21 protein-coding genes are annotated in these 25,022 nt (G+C 39.9%); 16 read left to right on the forward strand and 5 right to left on the reverse strand.

Features of this window, described 5'->3' with window-relative positions; all coding sequences use genetic code 11:
• The first annotated feature begins 114 nt into the window (after window positions 1–114).
• From ORH16_RS09305 to ORH16_RS09325, 5 genes are all read left to right on the forward strand, one after another.
• Window positions 115–735 (forward strand): DUF5067 domain-containing protein, encoded by a 621-nt coding sequence (locus ORH16_RS09305; RefSeq protein WP_265458267.1) that lies wholly within the window; start codon window positions 115–117, stop codon window positions 733–735.
• A 58-nt stretch (window positions 736–793) separates the two neighbouring features.
• Complete coding sequence (locus ORH16_RS09310; RefSeq protein ID WP_265458269.1) at window positions 794–1,417, forward strand: hypothetical protein; 624 nt, start codon at window positions 794–796, stop codon at window positions 1,415–1,417.
• A gap of 303 nt (window positions 1,418–1,720) precedes the next feature.
• A complete protein-coding gene (locus ORH16_RS09315; RefSeq protein ID WP_265458271.1) occupies window positions 1,721–2,686 on the forward strand; it encodes a serine hydrolase in 966 nt (321 codons plus the stop codon).
• 212 nt (window positions 2,687–2,898) lie between these two features.
• Window positions 2,899–4,209, forward strand: a complete 1,311-nt coding sequence (locus ORH16_RS09320) for a PTS sugar transporter subunit IIC (RefSeq protein WP_265458272.1) — start codon at window positions 2,899–2,901, stop codon at window positions 4,207–4,209.
• Window positions 4,210–4,223: 14 nt separating this feature from the next.
• A complete protein-coding gene (locus tag ORH16_RS09325; RefSeq protein ID WP_265458274.1) occupies window positions 4,224–5,666 on the forward strand; it encodes a glycoside hydrolase family 1 protein in 1,443 nt (480 codons plus the stop codon).
• An 83-nt stretch (window positions 5,667–5,749) separates the two neighbouring features.
• Here the strand turns inward: ORH16_RS09325 and ORH16_RS09330 are convergent, their stop codons facing one another.
• On the reverse strand, window positions 5,750–6,517 hold the full coding sequence (locus tag ORH16_RS09330; protein ID WP_265458276.1) for a MurR/RpiR family transcriptional regulator: 768 nt from the start codon (window positions 6,515–6,517) through the stop codon (window positions 5,750–5,752).
• Between the two features lie 400 nt (window positions 6,518–6,917).
• Between ORH16_RS09330 and ORH16_RS09335 the strand changes: the two genes are divergently transcribed.
• From ORH16_RS09335 to ORH16_RS09350, 3 genes are read left to right on the forward strand one after another with little or no spacing between them, the layout of a single operon-like run.
• Window positions 6,918–7,412 (forward strand): complex I 24 kDa subunit family protein, encoded by a 495-nt coding sequence (locus ORH16_RS09335; protein WP_265458751.1) that lies wholly within the window; start codon window positions 6,918–6,920, stop codon window positions 7,410–7,412.
• 17 nt (window positions 7,413–7,429) lie between these two features.
• Window positions 7,430–9,313: an NADH-quinone oxidoreductase subunit NuoF gene (locus ORH16_RS09345; RefSeq protein WP_322597296.1), complete on the forward strand. Its 1,884-nt coding sequence runs from the start codon at window positions 7,430–7,432 to the stop codon at window positions 9,311–9,313.
• A gap of 12 nt (window positions 9,314–9,325) precedes the next feature.
• Entirely contained in the window at window positions 9,326–11,080 is a 1,755-nt protein-coding gene (locus tag ORH16_RS09350; RefSeq protein ID WP_265458278.1) for an NADH-dependent [FeFe] hydrogenase, group A6, read from the forward strand.
• Between the two features lie 47 nt (window positions 11,081–11,127).
• Here the strand turns inward: ORH16_RS09350 and ORH16_RS09355 are convergent, their stop codons facing one another.
• On the reverse strand, window positions 11,128–11,355 hold the full coding sequence (locus tag ORH16_RS09355) for a hypothetical protein (protein ID WP_265458280.1): 228 nt from the start codon (window positions 11,353–11,355) through the stop codon (window positions 11,128–11,130).
• A gap of 42 nt (window positions 11,356–11,397) precedes the next feature.
• Window positions 11,398–11,673: a hypothetical protein gene (locus ORH16_RS09360; protein WP_265458281.1), complete on the reverse strand. Its 276-nt coding sequence runs from the start codon at window positions 11,671–11,673 to the stop codon at window positions 11,398–11,400.
• Window positions 11,674–12,060: 387 nt separating this feature from the next.
• Here ORH16_RS09360 and ORH16_RS09365 point away from each other — a divergent pair, with 387 nt between their 5' ends.
• Both ORH16_RS09365 and nifJ read left to right on the forward strand, forming a co-directional pair.
• Window positions 12,061–12,510 carry a flavodoxin gene (locus tag ORH16_RS09365; protein WP_265458283.1) on the forward strand — a complete coding sequence of 150 codons (450 nt, stop codon included), beginning with the start codon at window positions 12,061–12,063 and terminating at the stop codon, window positions 12,508–12,510.
• A 245-nt stretch (window positions 12,511–12,755) separates the two neighbouring features.
• Window positions 12,756–16,286, forward strand: coding sequence for a pyruvate:ferredoxin (flavodoxin) oxidoreductase (gene nifJ / locus ORH16_RS09370; RefSeq protein WP_265458285.1), 3,531 nt, complete (start codon window positions 12,756–12,758; stop codon window positions 16,284–16,286).
• Window positions 16,287–16,407: 121 nt separating this feature from the next.
• Here nifJ and ORH16_RS09375 read toward each other — a convergent pair whose 3' ends face one another.
• A complete protein-coding gene (locus tag ORH16_RS09375) occupies window positions 16,408–17,289 on the reverse strand; it encodes an SPL family radical SAM protein (RefSeq protein WP_265458287.1) in 882 nt (293 codons plus the stop codon).
• A 159-nt stretch (window positions 17,290–17,448) separates the two neighbouring features.
• On the opposite strand from ORH16_RS09375, the gene ORH16_RS09380 reads away from it, so the two are divergent.
• From ORH16_RS09380 to ORH16_RS09405, 6 genes are all read left to right on the forward strand, one after another.
• Window positions 17,449–18,177 carry an ATP-binding cassette domain-containing protein gene (locus ORH16_RS09380; RefSeq protein ID WP_265458289.1) on the forward strand — a complete coding sequence of 243 codons (729 nt, stop codon included), beginning with the start codon at window positions 17,449–17,451 and terminating at the stop codon, window positions 18,175–18,177.
• A complete protein-coding gene (locus ORH16_RS09385; protein ID WP_265458291.1) occupies window positions 18,161–19,819 on the forward strand; it encodes a hypothetical protein in 1,659 nt (552 codons plus the stop codon). Before ORH16_RS09380 ends, ORH16_RS09385 begins: the two co-directional genes overlap by 17 nt.
• Window positions 19,820–19,943: 124 nt before the next feature.
• Entirely contained in the window at window positions 19,944–20,798 is an 855-nt protein-coding gene (locus ORH16_RS09390; RefSeq protein ID WP_265458293.1) for an ROK family protein, read from the forward strand.
• A 70-nt stretch (window positions 20,799–20,868) separates the two neighbouring features.
• Window positions 20,869–21,978, forward strand: coding sequence for a 5-methyltetrahydropteroyltriglutamate--homocysteine S-methyltransferase (locus tag ORH16_RS09395; protein ID WP_265458295.1), 1,110 nt, complete (start codon window positions 20,869–20,871; stop codon window positions 21,976–21,978).
• Between the two features lie 57 nt (window positions 21,979–22,035).
• Window positions 22,036–22,521 carry a GNAT family N-acetyltransferase gene (locus ORH16_RS09400; RefSeq protein ID WP_265458297.1) on the forward strand — a complete coding sequence of 162 codons (486 nt, stop codon included), beginning with the start codon at window positions 22,036–22,038 and terminating at the stop codon, window positions 22,519–22,521.
• Between the two features lie 147 nt (window positions 22,522–22,668).
• Window positions 22,669–23,943, forward strand: a complete 1,275-nt coding sequence (locus tag ORH16_RS09405) for a diaminobutyrate--2-oxoglutarate transaminase (protein ID WP_265458299.1) — start codon at window positions 22,669–22,671, stop codon at window positions 23,941–23,943.
• Window positions 23,944–24,045: 102 nt separating this feature from the next.
• On the opposite strand, the gene ORH16_RS09410 is transcribed toward ORH16_RS09405, so the two are convergent.
• Entirely contained in the window at window positions 24,046–24,876 is an 831-nt protein-coding gene (locus tag ORH16_RS09410; protein WP_265458301.1) for a C39 family peptidase, read from the reverse strand.
• Window positions 24,877–25,022: the final 146 nt, after the last annotated feature.

Raw genomic sequence — 25,022 nt, forward strand, 5'->3', positions numbered from 1 at the left:
GATAGAAATATCGATTGTTTTTTATCTTTAAAATATAAAAAATTGATTTATTTAGCTTAAAAAATTATAATATAATTTAATGTATTAAACTTATTGGGGAAGGATATATAATTTATGAAAAATAGGTGGTTTGAATTTTACAATAATCATAGAAAAATCTTTTTTTTAGGCTTGCTGATTGTTATTGGTTTGCTAGCTTTTGCTTCGGGCTGGTCGCTTCGTTATCTCCAACCGGCGACACAAGAAAATGAAGTTCAGGCAACGGTGGATGATCAAGATTATTCTCAATATAATTTATCGTTTACTGAGGATGATTTAGTTTTCGAGGACGAGGCGATGAAAATTACGCTGTTAGGTGCTGATATCGATAGCTATAAAGATTTAGATGATAATGAAAAACAAATAGCTGTACTCTTTTTTAAAGTTTTGAACAAAAGCGAGCAAGAAAAAATCAATATGTATAACGAAGTGTTACCACATTTTCGTCTAACTCAGGAGAACGATTCCACTGCGACGGCTTTATCTACGGCCTATTTGACTGCAGATAACCAAGACAAATACAGTGATATGGCGAGTGAATCAACTGAAAGAAAATTGAATCCTAACGGAGAAGGTTCTATCATAATTCCCTATGAATTGATTGACAGCAGCTTGCCACTATTCGTAACAGTTGAGGATGACATTGGAGAAGAAATAGCCTCTAAAGAAATAGACATAGCTGCGGATGATAATTAAGTTGTACTTTTTTTAAAAGGTTGAATTACAATAATGGGAGCGAAAAAGGGAGCGAATTATGAAAAAAAGGATACAAAATTTTTATAAAAATAATAAGAAGGTCAGTCTAATTGGATCTGTGTTGCTTGTGGGAATTATTTTTTTTACTTTAGGTTGGTATTCGTATGGGAATAGTTCAACTGCTGCTTCAGGAATTTCTATAAGAAAAAGCCCAACAGGTTATGAAGATTTAACAATTGATAATGAATATGAGAACTCCTTTGTTGACGATGATTTAGTCTACGAGGATGAAGATATGACGATTACTCTTCTGGGAGCTGATTTGTTTGACAGTCAAAATGAGGAAGGTCAAGCTGGATTAGTGCTGGATTTATATTTCAATGTCGAAAATAAAAGCAGTAGTCAAAACCTTCGCATGAATTCAGAAATTACCAAGCATTTTTTAGTTCAACAGGAAAATGGTGACTATACTGAACCTTTGGAATTTCCAGACTTAGCTACGAATGATGTTCATTTCGATATCTTTTTTGAAGAAGTTTATGCTGATTTGAGCCCAGATTCACAAGGCCAGACTATGGTAAGTTATGGATTAAATGGCACAACATCACCTTTAGAAATAAGCATAAGGGATAACAACTATAAAGAAATGGAGAGCCGGACCATTGATATCATTGGTGAATGATATCAATAGCATAGTGCGGTCTTGCTCAAATTTTCTGGGAAGCTCGGAAGTATGAAGCAAAAAATTCTCTCTGGTTTTGTGAAATACATCAATTTTATACTGATTTTTTACTATTAAATGAGGTTCAACCTGTTGGTAAAATCCAATAATTTTTTGTAGTCCATTTAGATGGAAAGGAGTCGTTATTGGCTCCTTTTTCATTTTGAAACTAGATTGTAATATTTCCTTTATTGAATCTCACAGTAAATTTTGCTAAGGTAAGACAGAATCCATTTTGGATAATGAGTATGAAGGAGAATGACTGTGAAGAATTTTTTAGCTAAATTGAAAAATTATCAGATCGCAATCAGTGTGCTGGCAATTTGTCTACTCACGCTTTTTTTCTGGTATCTCAATGAAATCAATGCTGAAGCAGTCAACACCAATGCTGCCACCGATTCCAGTCAACAGCTTACAGATACTACAAGTGAAGCTACCACTGAAAGCTCTGCGACACCCCTATATTCAAGTGAACAAGCGGCATTTTATCAACAATTAAAAGAAATTTTGACGAATACCGCTGCCGATATTGACGGAGAAATCGGCATTACTTATTTAGACTTAAGTACCAATAGTAAAATTTCTGTTAATGGTAGCCAAGAATTTGTCGGCGCTAGTACGACGAAGGTTCCGCTAGTCATGTTAATCAGCGACCAAGTAGTTGCAGGGGATTTACAGTGGGCCCACTCGCTGACTTATCAAGAAAGCGACTTTGAAACTGGCACTGGCAGTATTCAAAATGATATTCAAGAAAAATATAGTATTGCCCAACTTGCTGAAGTGGCCATTACTAATTCAGATAATATTGCAAAAAATATGTTGTATGATGCATTAGGCGGTAGTGAAACCGGAATTAATCAATGGTACCAAGCTTATCTTGGCAAAAGCGGGAACGGTGAAAATCTGATTTCTTCAGACGGTGCGGCTACTATTTTAGCTTATCTATATCAAAATCAGTCCACCAATGCCGGCTACCAAACATTAATTAAAAATATGACCAACACTATCTATGATGACCGTTTAGTAACTGACACCACTAGCGGCCAAGTTGCCCATAAAATCGGTAGCAATGAAAGTTATCAACATGATATCGGGATTTTCTTCAATGACCATCCCTATATCTTAACTATTTACACCAATACTGATGATATTGACGCTGCTAGAGACTTGATCAGCAGCCTGTCAGATACTGTTTGGAATTTGACCGAGAGTGAGTATCCGGGAGAATAAGTTCTTATTTAAAACCTCTTTACTATTCGCAGTAAAGAGGTTTTATTTGTGCTGTAAAATTTTTAGAAAAAAGACTATCCATGTATAAAACACTACGAAATACCAGCAAATTTTAAAATCTGGAAATTTTTCTTCATTTTGAAATTATCAAAAAAGTGAGAAATTTTTATTTTATAATGAAAGCGCAAACAAAGATGTGAGGAGTGAAGTGCATGGATAAATTAAGTAATGTTGGCGATTTTTTTGGGAAATTTGCTGTAAAGCTAAATCAAAATCGTTATCTATCAGCTATTAAGAATTCTTTTATTGCGATTATTCCCTTTACAATTGTCGGTTCAGTAGCAGTTTTGTTCGGCAGTGTCATTTTTGGCTCTGCAATGCTAGGTGGTGTCTCTGGACTAGAATTTTTGCAAGACCTAGCACCAATGTTTACCTCAATTAATTATGGAACGATGAACATTATGGCTTTAATGGTTGCTTATTACATCGGCAAAAATCTGGCTAGTGAGTTCCAAACTGAAAATACTGTTTATGCTGGTATTGTTTCGCTGGCTAGTTTTGTGATTTTGAGCCCGACCCAGCTTAACACTGAGATTGATGGTGTCAGTCAAGTTATCAGCAATGTAATCTCAGTTGACTCAAGTGGTTCTAAGGGTCTATTTATTGCGTTAGTAGCAGGTTTGATCAGTACGCGAATCTATATTGGATTAATGAATGTAGAGAAACTAAAAATTCGCCTACCGGAGCAAGTTCCACCTAATGTTTCAAAATCTTTTACTTCTTTGATTCCTACTCTTTTCGTTTTATTCATTATGGGTATTTTAGGTTTTGTTTTTGAAAAGATAACTGGTATGACACTTTCAAGTTTCATTACGGCATTTTTACAAATTCCTTTAGAAGCTATGATGCAACATCCGTTGGGAATTGTCGGGGCAACCTTATTTGCCCATTTCCTCTGGTTCTTTGGGATTCATGGTTCTTCAATCGTTAACGGACTAACTGACCCGATGCTTCTATCTGCATTAGCAGTTAATACTGAGCTAGTAGCTCAGGGGTTAGAACCAACAGAAGTAGTTACTCGGCCTTTTTGGAATATGTATGCGACATTGGGAGGTTCAGGGTGTACCATAGCATTATTAGTGGGAATTTTATTAATCAGTAAACGAGCTGACGAAAAGGCGATTACTAAGCTTTCTCTTGGACCAGGCTTATTTGGTATTAATGAGCCAGTCATCTTTGGGATTCCAATCGTTTTGAACCCAATTTATGCAATTCCTTTTATCCTGGCACCGACAGTTTCTGTCATCATCGGTTACGTGGCGACTTCGATTGGTTTTGCCTCGCCAGCGTTTGTTAGTATTCCTTGGAGTATGCCACCGATTGTCAATGGCTTTATTGCTACCGGGGGCGATATTGGCGCTGTTGTGACTCAAATTATCTGTCTAGTTGTGACATTTTTCATCTATTTACCTTTTGTAAAAATAAGCAGCAATCAATATCTAAAATCACTGGAGCAATCCTAGGAGGAGAAACAATCATGAAGTTTCCAAAAGAATTTTTATTTGGTGGAGCTACTGCCGACTTTCAATTTGAAGGAGGATTTGCTGAAGATGGGCGTGGACTAATTACCCATGATTTTGTCACTACTGGTGATGTTTCCACACCTCGAAGAATAACCTATCAAACACCGGATGGTAAGACTGGAGCAGTCGATTGGAAAAAAGAGTCCATGCCACCGGAAGCAGTCGGTTATTTTGATGAAACAGAAAAATATCCAAGTCACTATGGAGTTGACTTCTATCATCGTTATCAGGAAGACATTAAACTTATTGCCGATTTGGGAATGAATGTCTTTCGGTTTTCAATCTGTTGGAGTAGGATTTTTCCAACCGGAGAAGAAACTGTGCCAAATGAGCAGGGCTTATTATTTTATCAAAAGGTGATTGATGAGTGTCAAAAATATGGGATTGAACCTTTGATTACTATTTGCCACGATGAAATTCCAGCAGAGTTGGCCAATAAGTATGATGGCTGGTCTAGCAGAAAAACAATTACAGCATATCTACGTTTATGCCAAGTCTTATTTGAAAGATTTGGTAAACAAGTTAAGTACTGGTTAACTTTTAATGAAGTGAATGTTTTAAGAGGTTATTCAATGTTGGGGACCAGAAGTGTTGATGAGCAAACCTTTTATCAGGCAAGTCATCATATTTTTATCGCTAGTGCTTTGGCAACTAAGATGGCTCATGAAATGTTGCCTGAAGCGATGCTAGGGACGATGTATGCGTTATCTCCAGTTTATCCATTAACTTGTAAACCAGAGGATGTTTTCTCTCAGGTAACAGCACGGCGAAAGACATTATTTTTCAGTGATGTTATGATACGTGGCACTTATCCGAATTATCAAAAGAAATATTTTGAAAAAGAAGGCATTAAAATTGTAATGGAGCCAGGAGATCTTGAGACTTTAAAGAATCATACGCTAGATTATATTGCTTTTAGTTGTTATCGTTCCACAACGGTAAATCAGGAATCACAATATGACATTATGGTGATGGATCCAAATCCGTATTTACCGAAAACTAAGTGGAATTGGACCGTTGATCCAATGAGTATTCGCTATGTTCTAAATGAGGTGTACGACCGGTATCAAGTTCCAGCTTTTATTGTTGAAAACGGTATGGGGGAAATCGATCGCTGGGATGAAAACTTTTATGTTGAAGATGATTACCGAATTGATTACCTCAATAATCACTTCAAAGAAATAGCTAAAGCAATTGAAGAGGATGGGGTGCCAGTCTTAGGCTATACGATGTGGGGAATCATTGATTTAGTTTCCCTATCGACTGGTGAGATGGCAAAACGCTATGGTTTAATCTTTGTAGATATGGATGATTTTGGTAATGGCAGCTTAAACCGTTATCCGAAGAAATCTTATTTTTGGATGAAGGACTTTTTAGAAGCCTTCCATGAAAAATAATTAACAAAAAGAGTATCTGAACTATGACAAGTAAGGCTGTCGCAAGCGCCTGTACTTGAAAACTGTCATAGTCCAGATATTCTTTATTTTCTTTGATAGCAAGCTAATGCAATCAAATTGGTTAAGAGAATAAAAGGAACATGGTCTGTTGAATAGTCATTTTTAGTTCGCAGTTGAATGATTAAATCATAGAGCTCTTTATGGAGAGGCGTTTCGTTGTTGGTTAATAAGACCAGCTTTGTTCCCGCTTGCTTTTGTAGAAATTGTTTATAGTTGTAGCGGGTTAAAAGGATTCCAGAGAGGGAGAAAATCAAAATCAAGCAATTTTCTTGAGGTATCTCAAAAAATTCTTTTTGCTTTTGTGGCGAGGTGATGACTTGGGTGACAATATCAAGTTGTAGCAAGGTTGCCTGCAATAGAATTGCTGGTGTGGTCGATTGCAGGTTCCCCATCAGAACAATCTTTTGGTATTGGCACAGGTATTTGGCTAACCGGTGTACCTGAGCTTCTTGATAATGTTGCTTAAAAGAACCTAATTCCTTCAACTGCAAGTCGATATAATCTTGATGTGAAATGAGCTTGGCATCATATCCTTCAATAGAAAACTTATCCCGTCTTCGATGAATAAATTTATTGATAAGATAGCGTAGCTCAAACATTCCCTCAAGGCCAATTTTTTTGCAAAATCTTGAAATAGCAGATTTTGAAACATTACAGAGACTTGATAGTTCCTCAATAGAGGTGTTTTCCAGCTGGTTTAGCTGGTTGAAAATAGTTTTAGCGATATGACTGTCAGTAGTATTTGTTTCATTATCGATAAAGCTGATGAGGATAGTATGAATATCTTCCATCCTAAATCCCCCTTTACTAAAAATTTAAGATAAGTAGCATCTATTATAGTGAATATTTTTTGAAAATTAAAGGGTTTCAAAAAAAGTATTACTTTCTCCTTGCAAATATGAAGAATTGTCATAAAGTATGAACACAAAAAATTTTCTGATTCACCTAGTTATTTATAATCATTTTAAATAAAATCGTTGAAAACGGATTCTAAAACCAAATTTAGCAATTTTTTTCAATAATTATTGTAAAAAACTTGATTTTAGCCTTCCGAAAACGGAAATTTTTGCTATAATATTTGTAGTTAAGAGGTAAGCGTTACCATTTGATTACATTTGTGAACAATTGAACTTGTCATTTAATGCTTTAAAAATAAATTAAATCAAGAAACGATTAGGAGGCTGCTGGGTGATGGAGACACAATTTGCATTTATTGAAACAGAGAGTCAAGAAGCGGAATTTCAAGCAAGTTTAACCGAGCTGAAGGGACAGCCGGGGGGACAAATGCCGGCTTTGCAGGAAGCTCAAAGAATTTATGGGTATCTGCCAATTGAAATTTTGGAACGGATTTCTGAAGAACTAGAATTTCCTTTGGAGGAGCTTTACAGCACGGCGACATTTTATTCGCAATTTTCTTTTGTTCCGAAAGGAAAATACACAATCAGTGTTTGTATGGGAACTGCCTGCTACGTCAAAGGGGCAGGGGACATTATCGATTCCTATGCAACTGAGTTGAAAATTCAGCCGGGGGAAACGACCACTGACCGTAAATTTAGTTTGGAATCTTGTCGCTGCATCGGAGCTTGTGGGTTAGCGCCAGTTCTGACGGTTAATGAAGAAGTTTATGGACGCTTGACTAAGAAAAAAGCCGACAAAGTGCTAGTAACCTATCAAAAAGGTGAATAGGGGGAAGGAGCAGCTACATGGAGAATTGGACAGAGTTAAGTCAATTAAAAGACCAGTACCGGCAAAAGGTGGCCATTCGTTTAGAAGATGCGCCTGAAGCAGAAAAGACGGATCATTATGAAAAAGAAGTCTTGGTCTGTGCTGGAACAGGTTGTATTTCGTCAAAGAGTGGCGAGTTTGTGACAGCTTTAAAAGAAGAGTTAGCTAAAAATGACTTGACGGATAAAGTGAATATTGTGCAAACTGGTTGTTTTGGCTTATGTGCACAGGGCCCAATTGTGATTATTTATCCTGAAGGTGTCTTTTATCATCAGGTGCAGGCCAAACACGCTAAAAAAATCGTGAGTGAGCACATTATGAAAGGTCAGTTGGTAGAAAAATTATTGTACCATGACCATCAAACCGAAGAAATTATTGACAAGCTGATGGATACACCGTTTTATCACAAACAAAAACGGGTTGCCTTAAGAAACTGCGGACGCATTGATCCAGAAAAAATTGAAGAGTATATCGCATTCGATGGGTATCAAGCGTTAGCTAGAGTGGTCAATGAATACAGCCAGGCAGATGTGTTAAATGTTTTAGAAAAATCCGGCTTAAGAGGACGCGGCGGTGCCGGCTTCCCAACCTTTATGAAATGGTCTTTTGCCAATAAGAGTGTCTCTGATCAGAAATATGTTATCTGTAATGCAGATGAGGGCGATCCCGGGGCATTTATGGACCGGTCAGTTTTAGAAGGTGACCCTCATGCGGTTATTGAAGCGACGGCGATTGCCGGTTATACTATCGGCGCCAATCAAGGCTATATTTATGTGCGGGCGGAATATCCGATTGCCGTAAATCGGTTGCGGATTGCCATTAAGCAAGCCCGTGAAGTTGGCGTATTAGGAAAAAATATTTTCGGTTCAGGCTTTGACTTTGATTTAGATTTAAAACTGGGCGCCGGCGCATTTGTCTGCGGCGAAGAAACAGCTTTACTAGAAAGTATTGAAGGTCATCGGGGCGAACCTCGACCACGGCCACCGTTTCCAGCAGTCAAAGGACTTTTTGGCAAACCAACGATTGTAAATAACGTAGAGACCTATGCCAATATTCCGCAGATTATTTTGAAGGGTCCTGACTGGTTTGCCGGCATGGGGACTGAAAAATCTAAAGGAACCAAAGTATTTGCCCTCGGTGGCAAAATTCAAAATACCGGTTTGGTGGAAATTCCCATGGGGACGACCTTAAGAGAAATCGTCGAAGATATTGGTGGCGGGATTCCTGACGGCAAGAAGTTTAAAGCGGCTCAAACCGGTGGACCTTCTGGTGGTTGTATCCCAATTGAACATTATGATGTAGCAATTGATTATGATAATTTAATTGAGATTGGTTCCATGATGGGTTCTGGTGGTTTAATCGTTATGGATGAAGGCAACTGTATGGTGGATATTGCTAAATTCTTCTTAGAGTTTACGGTGGAGGAAAGCTGTGGCAAATGTATTCCTTGTCGGGTCGGCACCAAACGCCTCTTAGAAATTTTAGAAAAAATCACTTTGGGTAATGGTACTTTGGCTGATTTGGATAAAATGGAAGAACTCTGCCATCACATTTCAGAAAATTCTCTCTGTGGTCTCGGTCAGACGGCACCAAATCCGGTGCTTTCCACCTTACATTATTTCAGAGAAGAATATTTAGCTCATATCGAAGAACGCCGCTGTCCTGCGGGAGTTTGTAAGAACTTGATTCGTTATGAAATTGAAGAGGATGCCTGTACTGGCTGTACAGCCTGCGCCAAGCAATGTCCGGTGGCGGCTATCTCAGGAGAAATCAAAAAACCTCATGAAATCGATCAAGCTGTCTGTATCAAGTGTGGTCTATGTTTGGATACTTGTCGGTTCCATGCCATCACAGTGAGTTAGGAAGGTGTAGTTATGAAAGAATTAACGATTAAGATTAATGGAAAAGTTTGTACTGCACCAGAAGGCTCAACGATTCTGGAGGCAGCAAGGCTCAATAATATTGAAATTCCCACCTTATGTTACTTAAAGGAAATTAACGAAATCGGTGCCTGCCGCATGTGTGTGGTGGAGGTTAAAGGGGCTCGTAATTTAGCCACTTCCTGTGTGCATCCCATTGCAGAAGGGATGGAAATCACCACCGATTCGAAAAAAGTTTTCAAATCGCGTAAAGTCAATTTAGAATTAGTGCTTTCGACCCACGAACGAAAATGTCTTTCTTGTATTCGTAGTGGCAATTGTGAATTGCAGCGCCTATGTAAAGAATTTAACGTTGATGATGAAGACTATTACAACGGCGAAAACTGCGAATATGAATTCGACGATACTGCCGTGCATATGACCCGCAATAATAATAAATTTATCCTATGTCGCCGCTGTGTGGCTGCCTGTTCAAAATGGCAGTCAGTTGGCGTAATTGGCCCTAATAGCCGCGGATTTAAGACCCATATCGGTAGTGCTTACGAGCAAAGTTTAGGGGATGTGCCGTGTATTTCTTGTGGTCAATGTATCGTTGTCTGTCCGACCGGTGCTATCACTGAACGGGATCAAACAAAAGAAGTATGGCAGGCCTTATCTGATCCAAGTAAATATGTTGTCGTTCAAACGGCTCCTTCAACACGGGTGACATTAGGGGAAGCCTTTGGGATGCCAATTGGCTCAAATGTCGAAGGCAAAATGGTCGCAGCATTACGGCGGCTCGGTTTTGACAATGTCTTTGACACTAACGTAGCGGCCGACTTTACGATTATGGAAGAAGCGACTGAATTTTTAGAACGGGTCAAAAATGATGGACCGTTCCCAATGTTTACCTCTTGTTCACCTGGCTGGGTAAAATATTGTGAATCTTATCATCCAGAATTAATTCCAAATTTTTCCAGCTGTAAATCACCACAGCAGATGTTTGGTGCGATTGTTAAGACTTGGTACTCGGAAAAAATTAATGTTCACCCGAAAGATATTTTTGTGGTGGGAATTATGCCATGTACCGCCAAGAAATTTGAAGTAACCAGAGAAGATGAAGCAGCAGCTGGCTATCAAGATGTTGATGTGGCTTTAACAACCCGTGAATTAGCTAGAATGATTGATAAAGCGGGGATTCGCTTTACTGAATTAGAAGATGAAGCCTTTGATAATCCATTAGGTGATGCGACCGGCGCCGGCTATATTTTTGGAGCAACCGGCGGTGTAATGGAAGCAGCCTTGCGGACAGCCAGCGATATCTTATCTGGCGGCGAAGCTAAGACGGTTGACTTTGGTGAAGTCCGCGGCATGAGTGGCATCAAAGAAGCAACTTATGAAATGAGCGGCAATACGATCAAAGTTGCGGTGGCTTCCGGTATCAGCAATGCTAAAAAAGTCATCGAAAAAATTGAGTCTGGTGAAGAATTCTATCACTTTGTAGAAATCATGGGCTGCCCTGGTGGCTGTACCAATGGTGGTGGACAACCAGTTCAGCCAGCATCAGTACGTAACTTTGTTGATTTAAAGGCGAAGCGGGCGGCAGGTCTTTACGCTGAAGATAAAGATCGTGGCCTGCGGAAATCCCACGAAAATCCAATTCTCCAGCATATTTACAAAGAATACATTGGAGAACCTGGTGGCTTGAAGGCCCATCACATGCTGCATACAACTTTCCGTGATCGTGTACATGCAGCAAATCAAAAATAGACCAATGAAAAAGGCGCCGCCTGTGGCGACGCCTTTTCTATTTAGTTTTAATGGGAAGTTAATGGTAAATTGCCTAAAGCTTTTTTCAGCAATGGAATGATGATAGTTGCAATCACGCCTCCCGCTAAAGCTGTAAATAATTGCGGGAATGAAAAAGCGGCAGAAACAACTGCTGATTGTGGTGCTGGAATAGCCAAGACAATCGGCACGACTAATTGCACAACTGAAAGATACAAGAAGCCAAATTTGCCGGCAGCTGCTACGATGGTTGCCACAATGCTGAAGCCGAATTGATTTTTCTTATCAGCAATCAAGTGCTAAATCAGTACCAAGACCGCATTTCCTAAAGCTACACATAAAGTGATTTGCCAAAAGACTGGCCCGATTCCAAAAATTCTGGCGAAAAATGGTGAGACGATTGCAATCGTTAAGCCGCTGGATATGCCTCCGAGGGAAACAGCTACGATTAAAATCAGGTTAACTAAAGTTCCAGTGACAAATTGATTGCCAAGAGCCGAGGTTAATCCTTGAACCGCTACTAGCATCGCTAGTAAAACGGCTGTTTGAGTAATCCAATGAGCTTTTCTGTTCATAATTGTTGGCGTTAAACGCCTGTCACATCCTTCCAAATTTTGTTGGGGGTAATGTAGGTTTAATAATGTGAATAATTACACAAATCCCCTTAAAAGCATTTTACCAGAACTTGGAAGCGTTTTTAAGGGGGAATTTAAAAAAAGTAACATTTTTTAGATTATTAAGTGAAATTAGTAAAATAATTAAGCAAGTTTTTAATCACTTTAAGATAACGAAGTAGGAGTAAAATTCGCAAAACCCCTTTTCTAAAATAGTAAAAAGGAGTATCATAAATACAAGGGTTATTCTTAAAAGTATTAGTTTTTTTAGTAGGTTTTAAAAAATGTAAAGGGTTGCTAATAACGCCTTTAGATTTAATTATTGATAGACAAGGAAGGATTGATAACATGACACTAGCGAAAATTGTTTATGCAAGTGCAACAGGAAACACAGAAGGAATCTCAGAAATCTTGGAAGATGCATTTGAAGAATTAGGAATTGACGTTGAACGCTTAGAAGCTGACGATGCCGATGACGAAACTTTTGAAGATGCGGATATCTGCGTCATTGCAACTTACACAGATGGTGATGGCGAGCGTCCGTTTGACTTTGAAGACTTCTATGAAGAATTACCTGACTTAGATTTATCAGGTAAAGTTTACGGAGTAGTCGGCAGCGGGGACAGTGAATTATACCCTGATTATTTCTGTTTTGCAGCTGTTGATTTTGACAAAGCCTTTGCAAACACTGGTGCCACGAAGGGCCATGATGTTGTAAAAATTGAAAATGACGCCGACGAAGATGATGAAAAAGTCTTAAAAGCTTTCGTTCAAGCGTTGGTGGATGCACAAGCTTAGTTTTGTTCACATTTGAGGAAACATGCGGCTCAGGAATTTTTAATATCTGAACAGGCCATTGTTTCCTCTTTTATAATTGTTGTTGTAAACGTTAACATCGCCCCTGTTAGAGATAAGAGAGTAAGGGCACATCAGGACGTTTACGGTTGTTACTCTCGGATTTTTTGTTCAGATAATCACACTATATCTGGACTCGTAGGTTATAGTATACGAAACAGGAAATTATTTAGTAGAAGGGTGATCAAATGAAAATGATGAAAACTATGGATGGAAATACAGCGGCAGCGTATATTTCTTATGCGTTTACTGAAGTAGCAGCCATCTATCCAATTACTCCTAGCTCCACAATGGCAGAAGTAGTTGATGAATGGTCTGAACAGGGGCGCAAAAATATTTTTGACGAACCAGTTCAGGTGATAGAAATGCAATCAGAGGCTGGTGCAGCCGGCACATTGCATGGCTCAGTTAAAACGGGAGTCTTAACAAGTACCTATACAGCTTCACAAGGTTTGCTGTTAATGATTCCTAATATGTTCAAAATTGCTGGAGAATTACTGCCGACAGTCTTTCACGTGGCAGCCCGGGCGGTGTCTACAAATGCCCTTAGTATCTTCGGTGATCACAGCGATGTAATGGCAGCACGTCAAACTGGTTTTTGTATGTTAGCTGAAAATGGTGTCCAAGAAGTAATGGACTTATCAGCAGTTGCCCATTTAGCTAGCATTGAAGGTAGCCTGCCATTTATGAATTTCTTTGACGGTTTTAGAACCAGTCACGAGTTACAAAAAATTGAAGCGCTGGATTACGATGATTTGAAGGGATTAGTCAATCAAGAAGCGCTGGAAAAATTCCGCAAACGGGGAATGAATCCAAATCATCCTGATGTTTCTGGTACTGCACAAAACCCAGATTTGCATTTCCAACAAAGGGAAACGGTCAATAAATTCTACGATGAAATGCCGGCAATTGTTCAAAAATACATGGGTAAAATCAATGAACTTCGAGGCACAAATTATGATTTGATGAATTATTATGGCGATCCTGAAGCAACGGAAGTGATTATCTCCATGGGTTCAGCTTCACCGACCATTCAACAAACCGTTGATTATTTAAATGCCCAAGGTCGTAAAGTTGGTCATATTGATGTGCATTTGTATCGTCCGTTCCCTGCAGACCATCTATTAGAAAAATTACCAAAGACGGTTGAAAAAGTGGCTGTATTAGACCGGACTAAAGAACCAGGGTCTGATGGCGAGCCATTATTATTAGATGTTCAAAGTGTTTTATACCGTCATGAAAATCGTCCAATCGTTATCGGTGGACGCTATGGTATTGCTTCAAAAGATGTGACACCAGATCAAATTGTTGCGGTCTATGACCATTTAGTATTACCAGTTAATGAGTTAAAACCACGGTTCACCATCGGGATTGTTGATGATGTGACACATTTATCATTACCAGTAACTGAAATTTTAGACTTGACGCCAGATACTACTTTCCAAGCGAAATTCTGGGGCTTAGGTTCTGATGGTACAGTTGGTGCCAACAAACAAGCGATCAAAATTATCGGGAACAACACAGATCAATATGCACAAGCTTATTTTGCCTATGATTCTAAAAAATCAGGCGGTCTAACGGTTTCCCATTTACGTTTTGGGAAAGATCCGATTCGCTCAACCTATAATGTTGAAGCAGCTGATTTCGTTGGCTGTCACAATGCTGCCTATCTGCATAAATATGATTTACTGAAGGGCTTAAAAGATGGCGGTACCTTCTTCTTAAATACTGTTTGGGATGAAGATCGTGTGCGTCGTTTATTACCAAAAGCGATTAAAGAATACATTGTCAATCACAATATTAATTTTTATATTGTCAACGCAATGGAGATTGCTCAAAAAGCCGGTTTAGGCCGTAGAATCAATACTGTCATGTCGACTGCTTTCTTTGAAGTGACCGACATCATGGACCGTGAAACCTTCGTTCCATTACTGAAGGCTGAAATTGAAGCAGCTTACGGTAAAAAATCGAAAGTCATTGTGGAAAGAAACTGGCAGGCTGTTGATGAAACCTTTGATGCTTTGCACAAAGTTGAACTGACAGCGGCAGATTTGGAAAACAATGCCCCTGACTTTGAAACAGTTGATGAAAATCGACCAGCTTATGTCCGCAATATTTTAGACCCAGTGAATCGTCAAGAAGGCAATTCATTATCTGTTGGCGACTTAATGCGCAACGGCATGTTGGGCGGTACGATGCCAATGGGGACCGCAGCCTATGAAAAACGTGGTATTGCGCTAGAAGTACCAGAATGGCTTCCAGAAACTTGTACGATGTGTAATGAATGTGCCTTTATTTGTCCGCACGCTGCCATTCGTCCATTCTTAGCAGACGAAGGGGAAATGGCCCAAGCACCAGAAGGCTTTATTACCAGGGATATGAAGGGGCCAGATGGCTTTAAGTATCGGATTCAAGTTTCCTTAGAAGATTGTACAGGCTGTGGGTTATGTGTCGAAGCTTGTCCGGCAAAAGGCAAGGCTTTAGTCATGGAACCTTATGATGATCAAAAGGCTGAAGCTGTTAATTGGGCATTTGCCATGACATTGAAACAAAAAGCTAATCCTGTGAAGAAATTCTCGGTTAAAGGGTCACAGTTTGAACAACCATTATTAGAATTCTCTGGCGCCTGCTCAGGTTGTGGAGAAACACCTTATGTTAAATTGTTAACGCAGCTGTATGGCGACCGGATGATGATTGCCAATACTACCGGTTGTTCCTCTATCTGGGGTGCTTCTTCTCCTGCAACGCCTTACACGGTTAACGAAGAAGGCAAAGGACCTGCTTGGAGTAACTCACTATTTGAAGACAATGCTGAGTACGGTTATGGTATGTACGTTGCTAACTTGGCCAAACGCAATCGTTTAGCCAGTAAAGTTGCCGCAGCAGTTAAAGCTGGTGTCGGTTCAGAAGACACGCAAGCCCAATTAAAAGATTGGTTAGAGCATAAAGACGAAGGTGAAGGAACACAACAACGGGCTGCCAAGTTAGCCGCTGTCTTAGCTGATGAAAAAGAAGCGAACTTGGCTAGTATCTTAGCCGACCAGGATATGTTTGCCAAACCGAGCCAATGGATTATCGGTGGTGATGGCTGGGCCTACGATATCGGCTTTAGCGGAATCGACCATATCTTATCAACCGGTGCTGATGTAAATATCTTTGTTATGGATAATGAAGTCTACGCTAATACTGGTGGTCAAATGTCTAAAGCAACTCCTCCTTCTGCGATTGCCAAATTTGCGGCTGGTGGTAAGAAAACTAAGAAGAAAGACCTTGGTATGATGGCGATGACGTATCGGGATGTTTATGTAGCATCAATTGCAATTGAAGCTAATCCAGCTCAAACAATTAAAGCCATTGCTGAAGCGGAAAGCTATCCTGGACCATCATTAATTATCGGCTATACTCCTTGTATCAATCATGGTATTAAAGGCGGTATGGGTAAGTCTATCGAGGAATCAGTTAAAGCTGTTGAATCGGGGTACTGGCCATTGTATCGCTTTGATCCACGTCTAGCAGATAAAGGCAAGAATCCGATGAAGATTGACTTTAAGAAAACAGACTTTTCTAAGATGAACGACTTCTTAGAAGGACAAACTCGTTTCTCTGCTTTGTACAATATTAAAGATGAACAAGAAGTAGATGAGATGCTAGATACAACCGTCGAAGACATGGAAGCTCGGCAAGAACAATATGTTGATTTAGCGGATACGAAGAAGTAGAAATAAGGAATTGAGAAGAGAGCTGCAGCTGTGTTAAAAGCTGCAGCTCTTTTTCCAGTGAATTGAAACTTAAACAAATAGTAACTTTATAGCATGATGATTAAGGAACTAAAAAGCACGTTTAAAAAAGACTCAATTGCTCCACTTGATACCGCTGCTGATATTTTTCAATAATGCGAGTCATTGAGTATTCAAGCTGCAACTGACAGCAAAGTTTCTTAAATTTTCGTTTGGTCTCCATCAAATTTTCAATCGGATAATAGTAATTGTCTGCAGAAGCTTGCTGGTATTTTTGCAGTAAGTTAGGCGCAATATTTTTAAGCTGTTGGAAGTAATATTCTTTTTGAATATCCCGTAAAGTGACACCCCAAAAAGGATAGATGTAGGCAGCGCCATTTTCTTTGGCCTGAAGCACTAGCTTTTCAATTGTTGACCAATCATCCGTTAGTGCTGGCAGAATCGGCATCAAGAGAATCCCGCTATAAAGACCGCTAGCAGTCAGTTCTTTAAGGGCAGCCATTCGCTGGCTGGGTAAGCTAACCCGCTTTTCAATTTTACTTGCTAAGGCATCATCAATGGTTGAAAAAGAAAAGCTGATGTTGACCGGAGCATGGCCGCTGATTTTTTTCAGCAGGTCTTGATCCCGTAAAATCAGGTCACTTTTAGTCGCTAAAGAGACACCAAAGTCGAAGGTGTCGAAGAGTTCAAGAGCTTGTCGAGTCAGTTGGTATTTTTTCTCAAAGGCATTATAAGAATCAGACATGGAGCCGTCGCCAATCACGGCTTTCTGTCTTTTTTGCTGTAATTCTAATGCTAGCATCTGCAAGGCGTTTTGTTTGCCTGTGACGCGCTCAAAGTTTTCAATGCCATAGCAGCGACTGCGGGAGTCGCAATAAATACAGCCGTGGTGACAGCCCTTGTATAGATTCATCGTGTAATCTGTACCGAGCCAAGCCTTGTTTTTAGTTTTCATCAAAATTTTTTTCGCTGGCAGTAAGTTCATGTTACTTGCACCTCCTATCTAAAGTTTACCCTTTGACATAGTGTCAAGGTCAAGGTGAAAAATTAGTTTTGCTCTTGCTAAAAAAACTTTTCTAAATTGCCTATTCAAAAGCGGCTGCTTCCAGTACACTTATTCTTAATAGAAAAAGTAGGTGAAGAGATGGAATTAGTAATTGATGGGATTACCAAGAAATTTGAAGAGAAAGTTATTTTTGATGAGGCGAGTTTTCGGTTTGAAAAAGGTAAAATCTATGGCCTTCTAGGGCGAAACGGTGCCGGTAAAACGACCTTGTTTAATTGCATTTCCCGCAATATTTCGATTGACAGTGGGGAAATTTATCTAGAAGATGACGGTCAAAAAAATCTGCATTATGATAATACGGCGATTGGCTTTGTCTATACGACACCACATTTGCCGGGCTTTATGACGGCCTATGAGTTTGTGCGCTTTTTTGTGGATATTAATCGTGACAAAATTAAAGAGGTGCAGCGAACTGAAGATTATCTGCTATCAGTCGGCATCGAGAAAGAAGACCATCATCGCTTGTTAAAGGATTTTTCCCATGGGATGCAAAACAAAGTTCAGATGTTGGTCTCTTTAATGATTCAGCCGCCTGTTTTACTGCTGGACGAGCCCTTGACTTCCTTTGATGTAGTAGCTGCTCATGAGATGAAGGAAATGATTATCCGGATGAAGTCTGAATCCGTGGTGATTTTTTCTACCCATATTTTACAGTTGGCGCAGGATTTATGCGATGAAGTTGTTTTATTGCATCATGGAAAATTGCGGGGTGTGCCGGCTGAACGGATTCATGATCAAGATTTTGAAGAGGAAGTGGTGCAGCTTTTGACGGATAGAGAGGAGCTGCTGGATGAAAGTATTAGCTAGTTTCTTTAAAGAGGATTGGCAGTTTTTTAACTATAAGCTGACTAAAAATCTAAATGGCTTTCTTTATTTTTTAAGGCGAGTGCCGGGGCTTAAAAAAATTATTAGCCCAGGAATTTATTCCGCCTATGAATTAAAAAGGGCTTTAGGGATTCTTCTGACGATTTTGAATGTCCCCTACTCCTTTATCAAGAAAATTTTAGTCTTTGTGCTAGTCTTTGCAATGCAAGTTTTTCTGGTAACATTGTTTGACGGTGGAAATTTTTTTGAGATTTTCATGCAGTTTAGTCAATCACTTATACAGCAGAGCGCTTTTCTTTGGTTTTTACTGGTGGTCATAATTACTGGATTTTATTATCAGTTTTCAGTCTTAGCGGAGAAAAAAATGATTGATTTCTACACAGAATTTGCCCTTTCCCGCAACCAGTTTATCTTAGGTCAAAAGTTTATCGAGATTTTTAAGAGTGCTGTCTTTTATCTATTAACTGGACTGATTTATGGATTATTAGCTGGGAAAATTGCGCTGGCATTGATTTTCCCACTGTCTTATTTAGCGGGAAATTTCTTGTTGTTTGTCTTTTGTCGCTGGTTGTATATGCTGAACTTCAGTAAAGGGACGCGCCGACTGATTGGTGTCATTGCGACAGTTCTCTTTTTAGCTGTCATAGCAGGACTTTATTACTTTGATTTAATTGCACCGTTGACAAGTATCTATACTAGCTGGCTTTCAGTACCAGTGTGGCTGCTGTTAACTGTTGTTGGCTTTAGCGGTGCGTGGCGCTATCCCCGACAAAATGAATTTATCGGCAAGACCATTGTTCAATCTGTTGGCTTTTATGAAGCCAATACTAGCGACTTACAAAAGAACAAAGAGTATATCGGCACAGGCCTGAAGATGCAAAAGCAGCTGGAGGTCAATTTCGATGATAAGGTTGACAAATTAAAGGGCAGTGAATACTTAAATGCCCTACTCTTTAGTCGTTATCGACAGGTCTTTAATAAAAAAATTCGCTATTTGCTAATTGGTTTTGCTGTGGTTGCGGTCCTTTTAATCGGCCTGCGGATTTTCAATATTACCGACTATTTGGATGAAGGCGCAACTCTACAACTATTACCACTCCTGTTCTTTTTGATGTATTTTATCTCATTTGGTAAACAAATTGTTCAGATGCTCTTTGTCAATTGTGATTCTTCGATGCTGTATTATCCTTTTTATCGGGAAGGCAGCACAATTTTAAAGGGATTTACTTATCGTTTGCGTCAGACCTTCAAATATAACAGTCTGATTATTTTAGGGATTTTTCTGTTGTTTATCCTGCTACAGGTCCTAAATGATTTTTATCTAAGCTGGCAATTTTTTGGTGCGCTGTTGCTGCTTTTAGTTGCGCTTGGTTTTCTTTTTTCCTTCCATGAGCTGTTTATTTATTATTTAATTCAGCCCTTCACGGTGGATATGACAGTTAAAAGTCCGTTGTACAAAGTCATCACTTGGGTATTTTATTATTTTGCCTATATGAATACTCAGGTTCGTTTCACCGGTTTTCTATATGTAATAGGAATTTCTGTGATTTGTCTATTGTATGTGGCGATTGGCTTGGTGATTATTTACCGTGTCGCCCCGAGAACCTTTAAAATTAAAAGCTAAAAAGGATTTTCTCAAGGTATCTCCTTGAGAAAATTTTTTTCGTAAAAAATTTGATATGAGCCTTTATTGCAAGCGATTACGTGGTAAAATAACGGGAAAAGAAAATTTTTTTTGAGGTGAGCAGATGAGTTTAGCAGTGTTTGATATTGGTGGTACCTTTGTGAAATTTGGCAAGTGGACTGAGGAGTTAACGACCCTCGGTAAATTCCCCACGCCGAAAAGCTATCCTGAATTAGTTTCCGAAATGCAGAAGGTGGTCGCACAAATCGGCGATGTCACCGGTATTGCCTTGAGTGCGCCGGGAGCAGTTAATGTTAAAGAGCGTCGAATTGACGGCATCAGCGCCGTACCGTTTATCCATGAAGGCCGCTTCTTTGATTTATTAGAGGCAGATTTAAATCTGCCGGTGGCGATTGAAAATGATGCCAACTGTGCCGGGATTTGCGAAATGGAATTGGGCGCTGGTAAAGACAGCCTGAATAGCGTCTTTGTGGTTATTGGAACAGGAATTGGCGGAGCTATTTTTATTGACGGTAAGCTCTATAAAGGGGCTCATTTATTTGGCGGCGAGTTTGGCATGATGAAAAATGCCAACGGTGAAACGCTGAGTATTAACGGGACTGCTGTTAAAATGGCAGCTCGCTATGAAAAAGCGACCGGCGAAAAAATTGATGGCGTTGAGTTATTTGCCCGTTATGATAAAGGCGAAGAGCTGGCGATTGAAATTATCAATAGCATGTACGATAACATCGCCGATAGTTTATATGATATTCAAGTTGTAATGGATCCAGAGAAAGTGATTTTAGGCGGTGGGATTTCTGCCCGCCCAGACTTGGCAGAGCAATTAAGTACTCGTCTTGAAATGCGCTTAAAAGAGCTTGGCGTAGAATATATTTTACCGGAAATTGCTACGGCCCAATATCAAAATGATGCCAATTTAATCGGTGCGGCCCTCAATTATCAACAAATTCACGGATAAAATCTGCAGCAGGTTCATTTTTTCACAAAATATATGCTATAATTAAGAAATTTTCTTAGGAGGCGAGGATATGGAAAAAATTCCTTTTCGGTACGACCAAGTCGGTAGTTTACTGCGACCGGCCGTTTTAAAACAGGCTCGGGCAGATTTTAAGGCCGGCCAAATTTCTGCTGCTGAGCTGGCAGCAGTCGAGGACCAAGAAATCATCAAGATCATTGAAAAACAAAAAGCTATTGGCTTGAAGGCTGTGACGGATGGCGAGTTTCGGCGGCGTTGGTGGCATTTAGATTTTATCGCCGGTCTGCAGGGGATTACGGTCTATGATTTTGAGACGACAGCTTTTGGTATCACAACAGAAGCGCAAGGAACTTTTGTCAGTGGCAAATTGGCCTTTGACTCGACCCATCCTTTTCTAGAACATTTCAAATTTACCAAGAAACAGGCTGGCGATGTGCTGGCGAAACAGACAATTCCCGGACCAAATATGATTTTCTTGGATTCTATGATTTTGTCTAAGCAATATAACGAAGCACCTGTTTATGCTGATTTATCAGAATTTGTTGCCGATTTAACTGTGACCTATCAAGCGGCGATCCAAGCTTTTTATGATGCCGGCTGTCGCTATCTGCAATTGGATGATACTAGCTGGGGTGGATTATTTGATGACCGTTTTAGAGGCATGATTACTCAAAATGGCTATGATCCCGATCAATTAATTCAAGAGTTTGGCGATATCACCGAGGCCGTTCTCGCGAAAAAGCCAGCCGATATGGCCATCACTTTCCATTTTTGTAAAGGAAATTTCCAATCCCACTGGCTCTATAATGGTTCTTACGATAAAATTGCCAAGCGACTTTTGGCAATCAAAAATTTTGATGGCTTCTTTTTAGAATTCGATGACGAACGCTCCGGCAGTTTTGCACCGATGGCTAATTTGCAGGACCAGCGTTTAGTTTTAGGTTTAGTTACCACCAAGACGGCTGCTTTAGAAGATTCGGAAATGCTGAAGGCTCGTATTCAAGAAGCAGCTCAGTTTGTCCCGCTAAATCAGCTTTGTCTCAGTCCTCAATGCGGCTTTTCTTCAACGCAGGAGGGCAATACGATTACTGAAGCAGACCAATGGCAAAAGCTAGCCTTGGTAATTGAAACGGCTCGGGCGGTGTGGCCGGACGCAGAATAAAAATACGGACACTTCAATTCATTCCTGAGTTGAAGTGTTTTTTAGGAGGTCGACTAAATGGCAGAAATTTATCTACGAGATTTTACTGATGGGGATTTGTCTTTAATGTCAGAGTGGTTGATGCAGCCTCATGTGGCCATCTGGTTTGAACATCCACAAAATTGGTTGGCTGAAATTCGCAACCGCCATACAGACTATCATTGGATTCAGCATTTTATTGTAATGCTGGCAGAGCAGCCCATTGGTTTTTGTCAATATTATGACTGCTACTATGCGAATCAGTTGGAGGACTGGTATGAGGTGAATCAGCCGGGAAAAGTGTTCAGTTTGGATTATCTAATTGGCGCTGAACAATTTTTAAAGCAAGGCCATGGTCGTCAAATCATCGCCGCTTTAATTGAAAAAATTGCTCACTTAGGGGCTAAAAAAATTATTGTGGCTCCGGAAAAAGAAAATCAGGCCTCAATCGCTGTTTTATTAGTCAATGGATTTCAATGGGATTCGGTAGCGCAATATTTTGTCTTAGACTTGTCGGTAAGATAAACAAAAATCAGAAAGCTTAGCAAAAAGCTTACTCAAAGTGGGTTTTTCGGTATTTTAAAGAAATGAACCTAAAAATTTGAGAAAAGACTTGACTTAAAGTTGACTCCAAGTCGTAAAGTTAAACTAGTAACAAAAAGGAGGAAGTTGATGGTGATACAGTCTTTAGAAGCAAATGTCGTTTCTTATGCTAAGAGTTTTCCCTTTCAGTTTGACTTTGCGAAAAATGCGACCTTAATGACGACTGACCAACGGGAGTTTATTGATTTTTTTGCCGGCGCTGGGGCTTTGAACTTTGGTCATAACAATCCTTATATCAAAAAACAAATTTTAGCTTATTTAAATGAGGACCGCATTATTCATGGCTTAGATTTAGACACTACCGCTCGAGCAGAATTTTTTGTAACCTTTCACAAAGAGATTCTTCAACCGAAAAATTTGGACTACAAAATTATGTCCTGTGGCCCAACTGGCACAAATGCGGTTGAGGCAGCGTTGAAACTGGCCCGCAAAGCAACTGGTCGTCAAAATATTTTGGCTTTTTCCGGTGGCTTTCATGGGATGAGTTTGGGGGCCTTGGCGTTAACCAGCGATCAAGCAAGCCGCAAAGGTGCTGGTGTCCCCTTAAACTTTGTCACCCATCTGCCCTTTGTTGAATCAGCTGTTGACACACAACTGGCTCTAAAAAATTTGAGAGAATTATTGGCAGATGACCATTCTGGTATGGAACTGCCAGCGGCCATCATGCTGGAAACGGTGCAAGCAGAAGGGGGCGTCCATGTAGCGGATAGCGAGTGGCTGCGGGGGTTAAGAAGTATCTGTGATGAGTTTGGCATATTATTATTGATTGATGAAATTCAAACAGGAGTTGGTCGTACCGGAAGTTTCTTTTCCTTTGAACGAGCTGGAATCGTGCCTGATATGGTCATGCTGTCTAAATCAATCAGTGGTTTTGGTCTGCCGCTTTCCCTAGTGTTGTTCAAACCAGAGTTGGATGTTTTTAATCCGGGAGAACATAATGGTACTTTTCGGGGCAATCAGCTGGGCTTTGTCGGTGCGACGGCAGCCTTGAAGTTTTATGTAGCACAAGAGCTCTCGTTATTGACTGAAACTAAAGGTAAGCTCGTGGAAGAATTTTTAACTCAGCAGCTTATCCCGTTACACCCGCAATTACAAATGCGGGGCTTAGGGCTTCTCTGGGGCATTGATTTTTCTGAAATTGATTCACAACTGGCCAAAAAAGTTCAGCAATTATGCGTATCTCAAGGCCTGATTATCGAACTTGCAGGCCGTAAAGATGCTGTTTTGAAACTTTTACCACCGCTGACGATTCCAAAAGCGCAACTAAGAGCTGGTCTAAAGATAATTTTTTCTGCGGTTGCAACAGTTTTGCAGGAGGAAAGACATATTTGCAAGGTGTCATGATTAAGTAGCGCAGATTAATCAAAAATTTTTCCTGTTTAAACCTAAAAGATAGCCCGCCATCTCGATTAAAGTTTCAATCGGGACAGCTGGGCTATCTTTTTATTAGACTTCAGAAGCTTCAGTGATAACAACGGCTTGGCGGCCCATTTGTTCCCAAGAGGCGATGAAGGCTTGTAAATCGGTGGCATAATCTTTGCTGCCATAGGGGTCATTTAAATAAATTTCATTCTCATCATAACCGGTTAAAACGACACTGTGCTCAGACATGGAAACTGATACCTCGCCAGTTGTAGTCTGCCAAGTAAAATTATCACCCGTCTCGGAAAAAGTTGTGGTGGTAATCACCCAGACGGGGTTGCCGATAGACAACTGCCGCTGGATTTCTGTAAAATCACTACCACTTAAATCAATTGCCTCATAAGAATTGTCAATAAATTGATTGGCTAATTGATAAATCGGTTCATGGTAAACAAAATAACCGGGGCCGGTGTTGGCCGTCATATCACCGACAAAGGCCTCATGGGGATTTCCGTAATTGCCATTTGCATCTTGAACCGGCACGGTTGGCAGCTCTTCAGCCAATTGATTTTTGGTCACGGCAAAGCCATGATAATTTAAGATCATCGCCAAACTGGTGACTTCACAGCCATTGTATAAGCGGGGCTCCGTCATTTGATTCAGCAAAGGGACATCTAAACGAACCGCTGATTTTAGTGGCTGTTCCTCAATTACGGGGGTAGCTTCTACAGCAGTTTCTTCTGTTACAAAATTTCGATTGGCATTGATTTCAATTCTTTTTGGGCCGATAAACTCATCAGGCTGCGCTGCAAAATCGGCTTCACTGAAAAATATTAAGGCTGTTAGACTGATTAGAAGGCCTAATGTTAGAGTAGCTCTTTTTTTATTGATGTATTTTTTTAGAAAATGGGTCATGTCACTCAACTCCTGTTTCATTTATATTTATGCTACAGGTTAGAGTCGGGTCGAAGTCAAGGAGAAAATTTTATTATTTTAGAGTACTTCAATTTTGAGATTTCTTTTGCCTCAGGCCACTCATTGATAGCTTGAAAAAGCTGGTG

The sequence above is a fragment of the Enterococcus sp. HY326 genome (genome assembly GCF_026157065.1).
In the GTDB taxonomy this organism is placed as follows: Bacteria; Bacillota; Bacilli; order Lactobacillales; family Enterococcaceae; genus HY326.

Coding starts and splice junctions, on each gene's coding strand:
- ORH16_RS09385 (WP_265458291.1), top strand. CDS start 18,161: ATGAAAGTATTAGCTAGTTTCTTTAAAGAGGATTGGCAGTTTTTTAAC.
- ORH16_RS09325 (WP_265458274.1), top strand. CDS start 4,224: ATGAAGTTTCCAAAAGAATTTTTATTTGGTGGAGCTACTGCCGACTTT.
- ORH16_RS09305 (WP_265458267.1), top strand. CDS start 115: ATGAAAAATAGGTGGTTTGAATTTTACAATAATCATAGAAAAATCTTT.
- ORH16_RS09395 (WP_265458295.1), top strand. CDS start 20,869: ATGGAAAAAATTCCTTTTCGGTACGACCAAGTCGGTAGTTTACTGCGA.
- ORH16_RS09410 (WP_265458301.1), bottom strand. CDS start 24,876: ATGACCCATTTTCTAAAAAAATACATCAATAAAAAAAGAGCTACTCTA.
- ORH16_RS09375 (WP_265458287.1), bottom strand. CDS start 17,289: ATGAACTTACTGCCAGCGAAAAAAATTTTGATGAAAACTAAAAACAAG.
- ORH16_RS09320 (WP_265458272.1), top strand. CDS start 2,899: ATGGATAAATTAAGTAATGTTGGCGATTTTTTTGGGAAATTTGCTGTA.
- ORH16_RS09405 (WP_265458299.1), top strand. CDS start 22,669: ATGGTGATACAGTCTTTAGAAGCAAATGTCGTTTCTTATGCTAAGAGT.
- ORH16_RS09380 (WP_265458289.1), top strand. CDS start 17,449: ATGGAATTAGTAATTGATGGGATTACCAAGAAATTTGAAGAGAAAGTT.
- ORH16_RS09345 (WP_322597296.1), top strand. CDS start 7,430: ATGGAGAATTGGACAGAGTTAAGTCAATTAAAAGACCAGTACCGGCAA.
- ORH16_RS09400 (WP_265458297.1), top strand. CDS start 22,036: ATGGCAGAAATTTATCTACGAGATTTTACTGATGGGGATTTGTCTTTA.
- ORH16_RS09335 (WP_265458751.1), top strand. CDS start 6,918: ATGGAGACACAATTTGCATTTATTGAAACAGAGAGTCAAGAAGCGGAA.
- nifJ (WP_265458285.1), top strand. CDS start 12,756: ATGAAAATGATGAAAACTATGGATGGAAATACAGCGGCAGCGTATATT.
- ORH16_RS09310 (WP_265458269.1), top strand. CDS start 794: ATGAAAAAAAGGATACAAAATTTTTATAAAAATAATAAGAAGGTCAGT.
- ORH16_RS09360 (WP_265458281.1), bottom strand. CDS start 11,673: ATGAACAGAAAAGCTCATTGGATTACTCAAACAGCCGTTTTACTAGCG.
- ORH16_RS09365 (WP_265458283.1), top strand. CDS start 12,061: ATGACACTAGCGAAAATTGTTTATGCAAGTGCAACAGGAAACACAGAA.
- ORH16_RS09390 (WP_265458293.1), top strand. CDS start 19,944: ATGAGTTTAGCAGTGTTTGATATTGGTGGTACCTTTGTGAAATTTGGC.
- ORH16_RS09330 (WP_265458276.1), bottom strand. CDS start 6,517: ATGGAAGATATTCATACTATCCTCATCAGCTTTATCGATAATGAAACA.
- ORH16_RS09350 (WP_265458278.1), top strand. CDS start 9,326: ATGAAAGAATTAACGATTAAGATTAATGGAAAAGTTTGTACTGCACCA.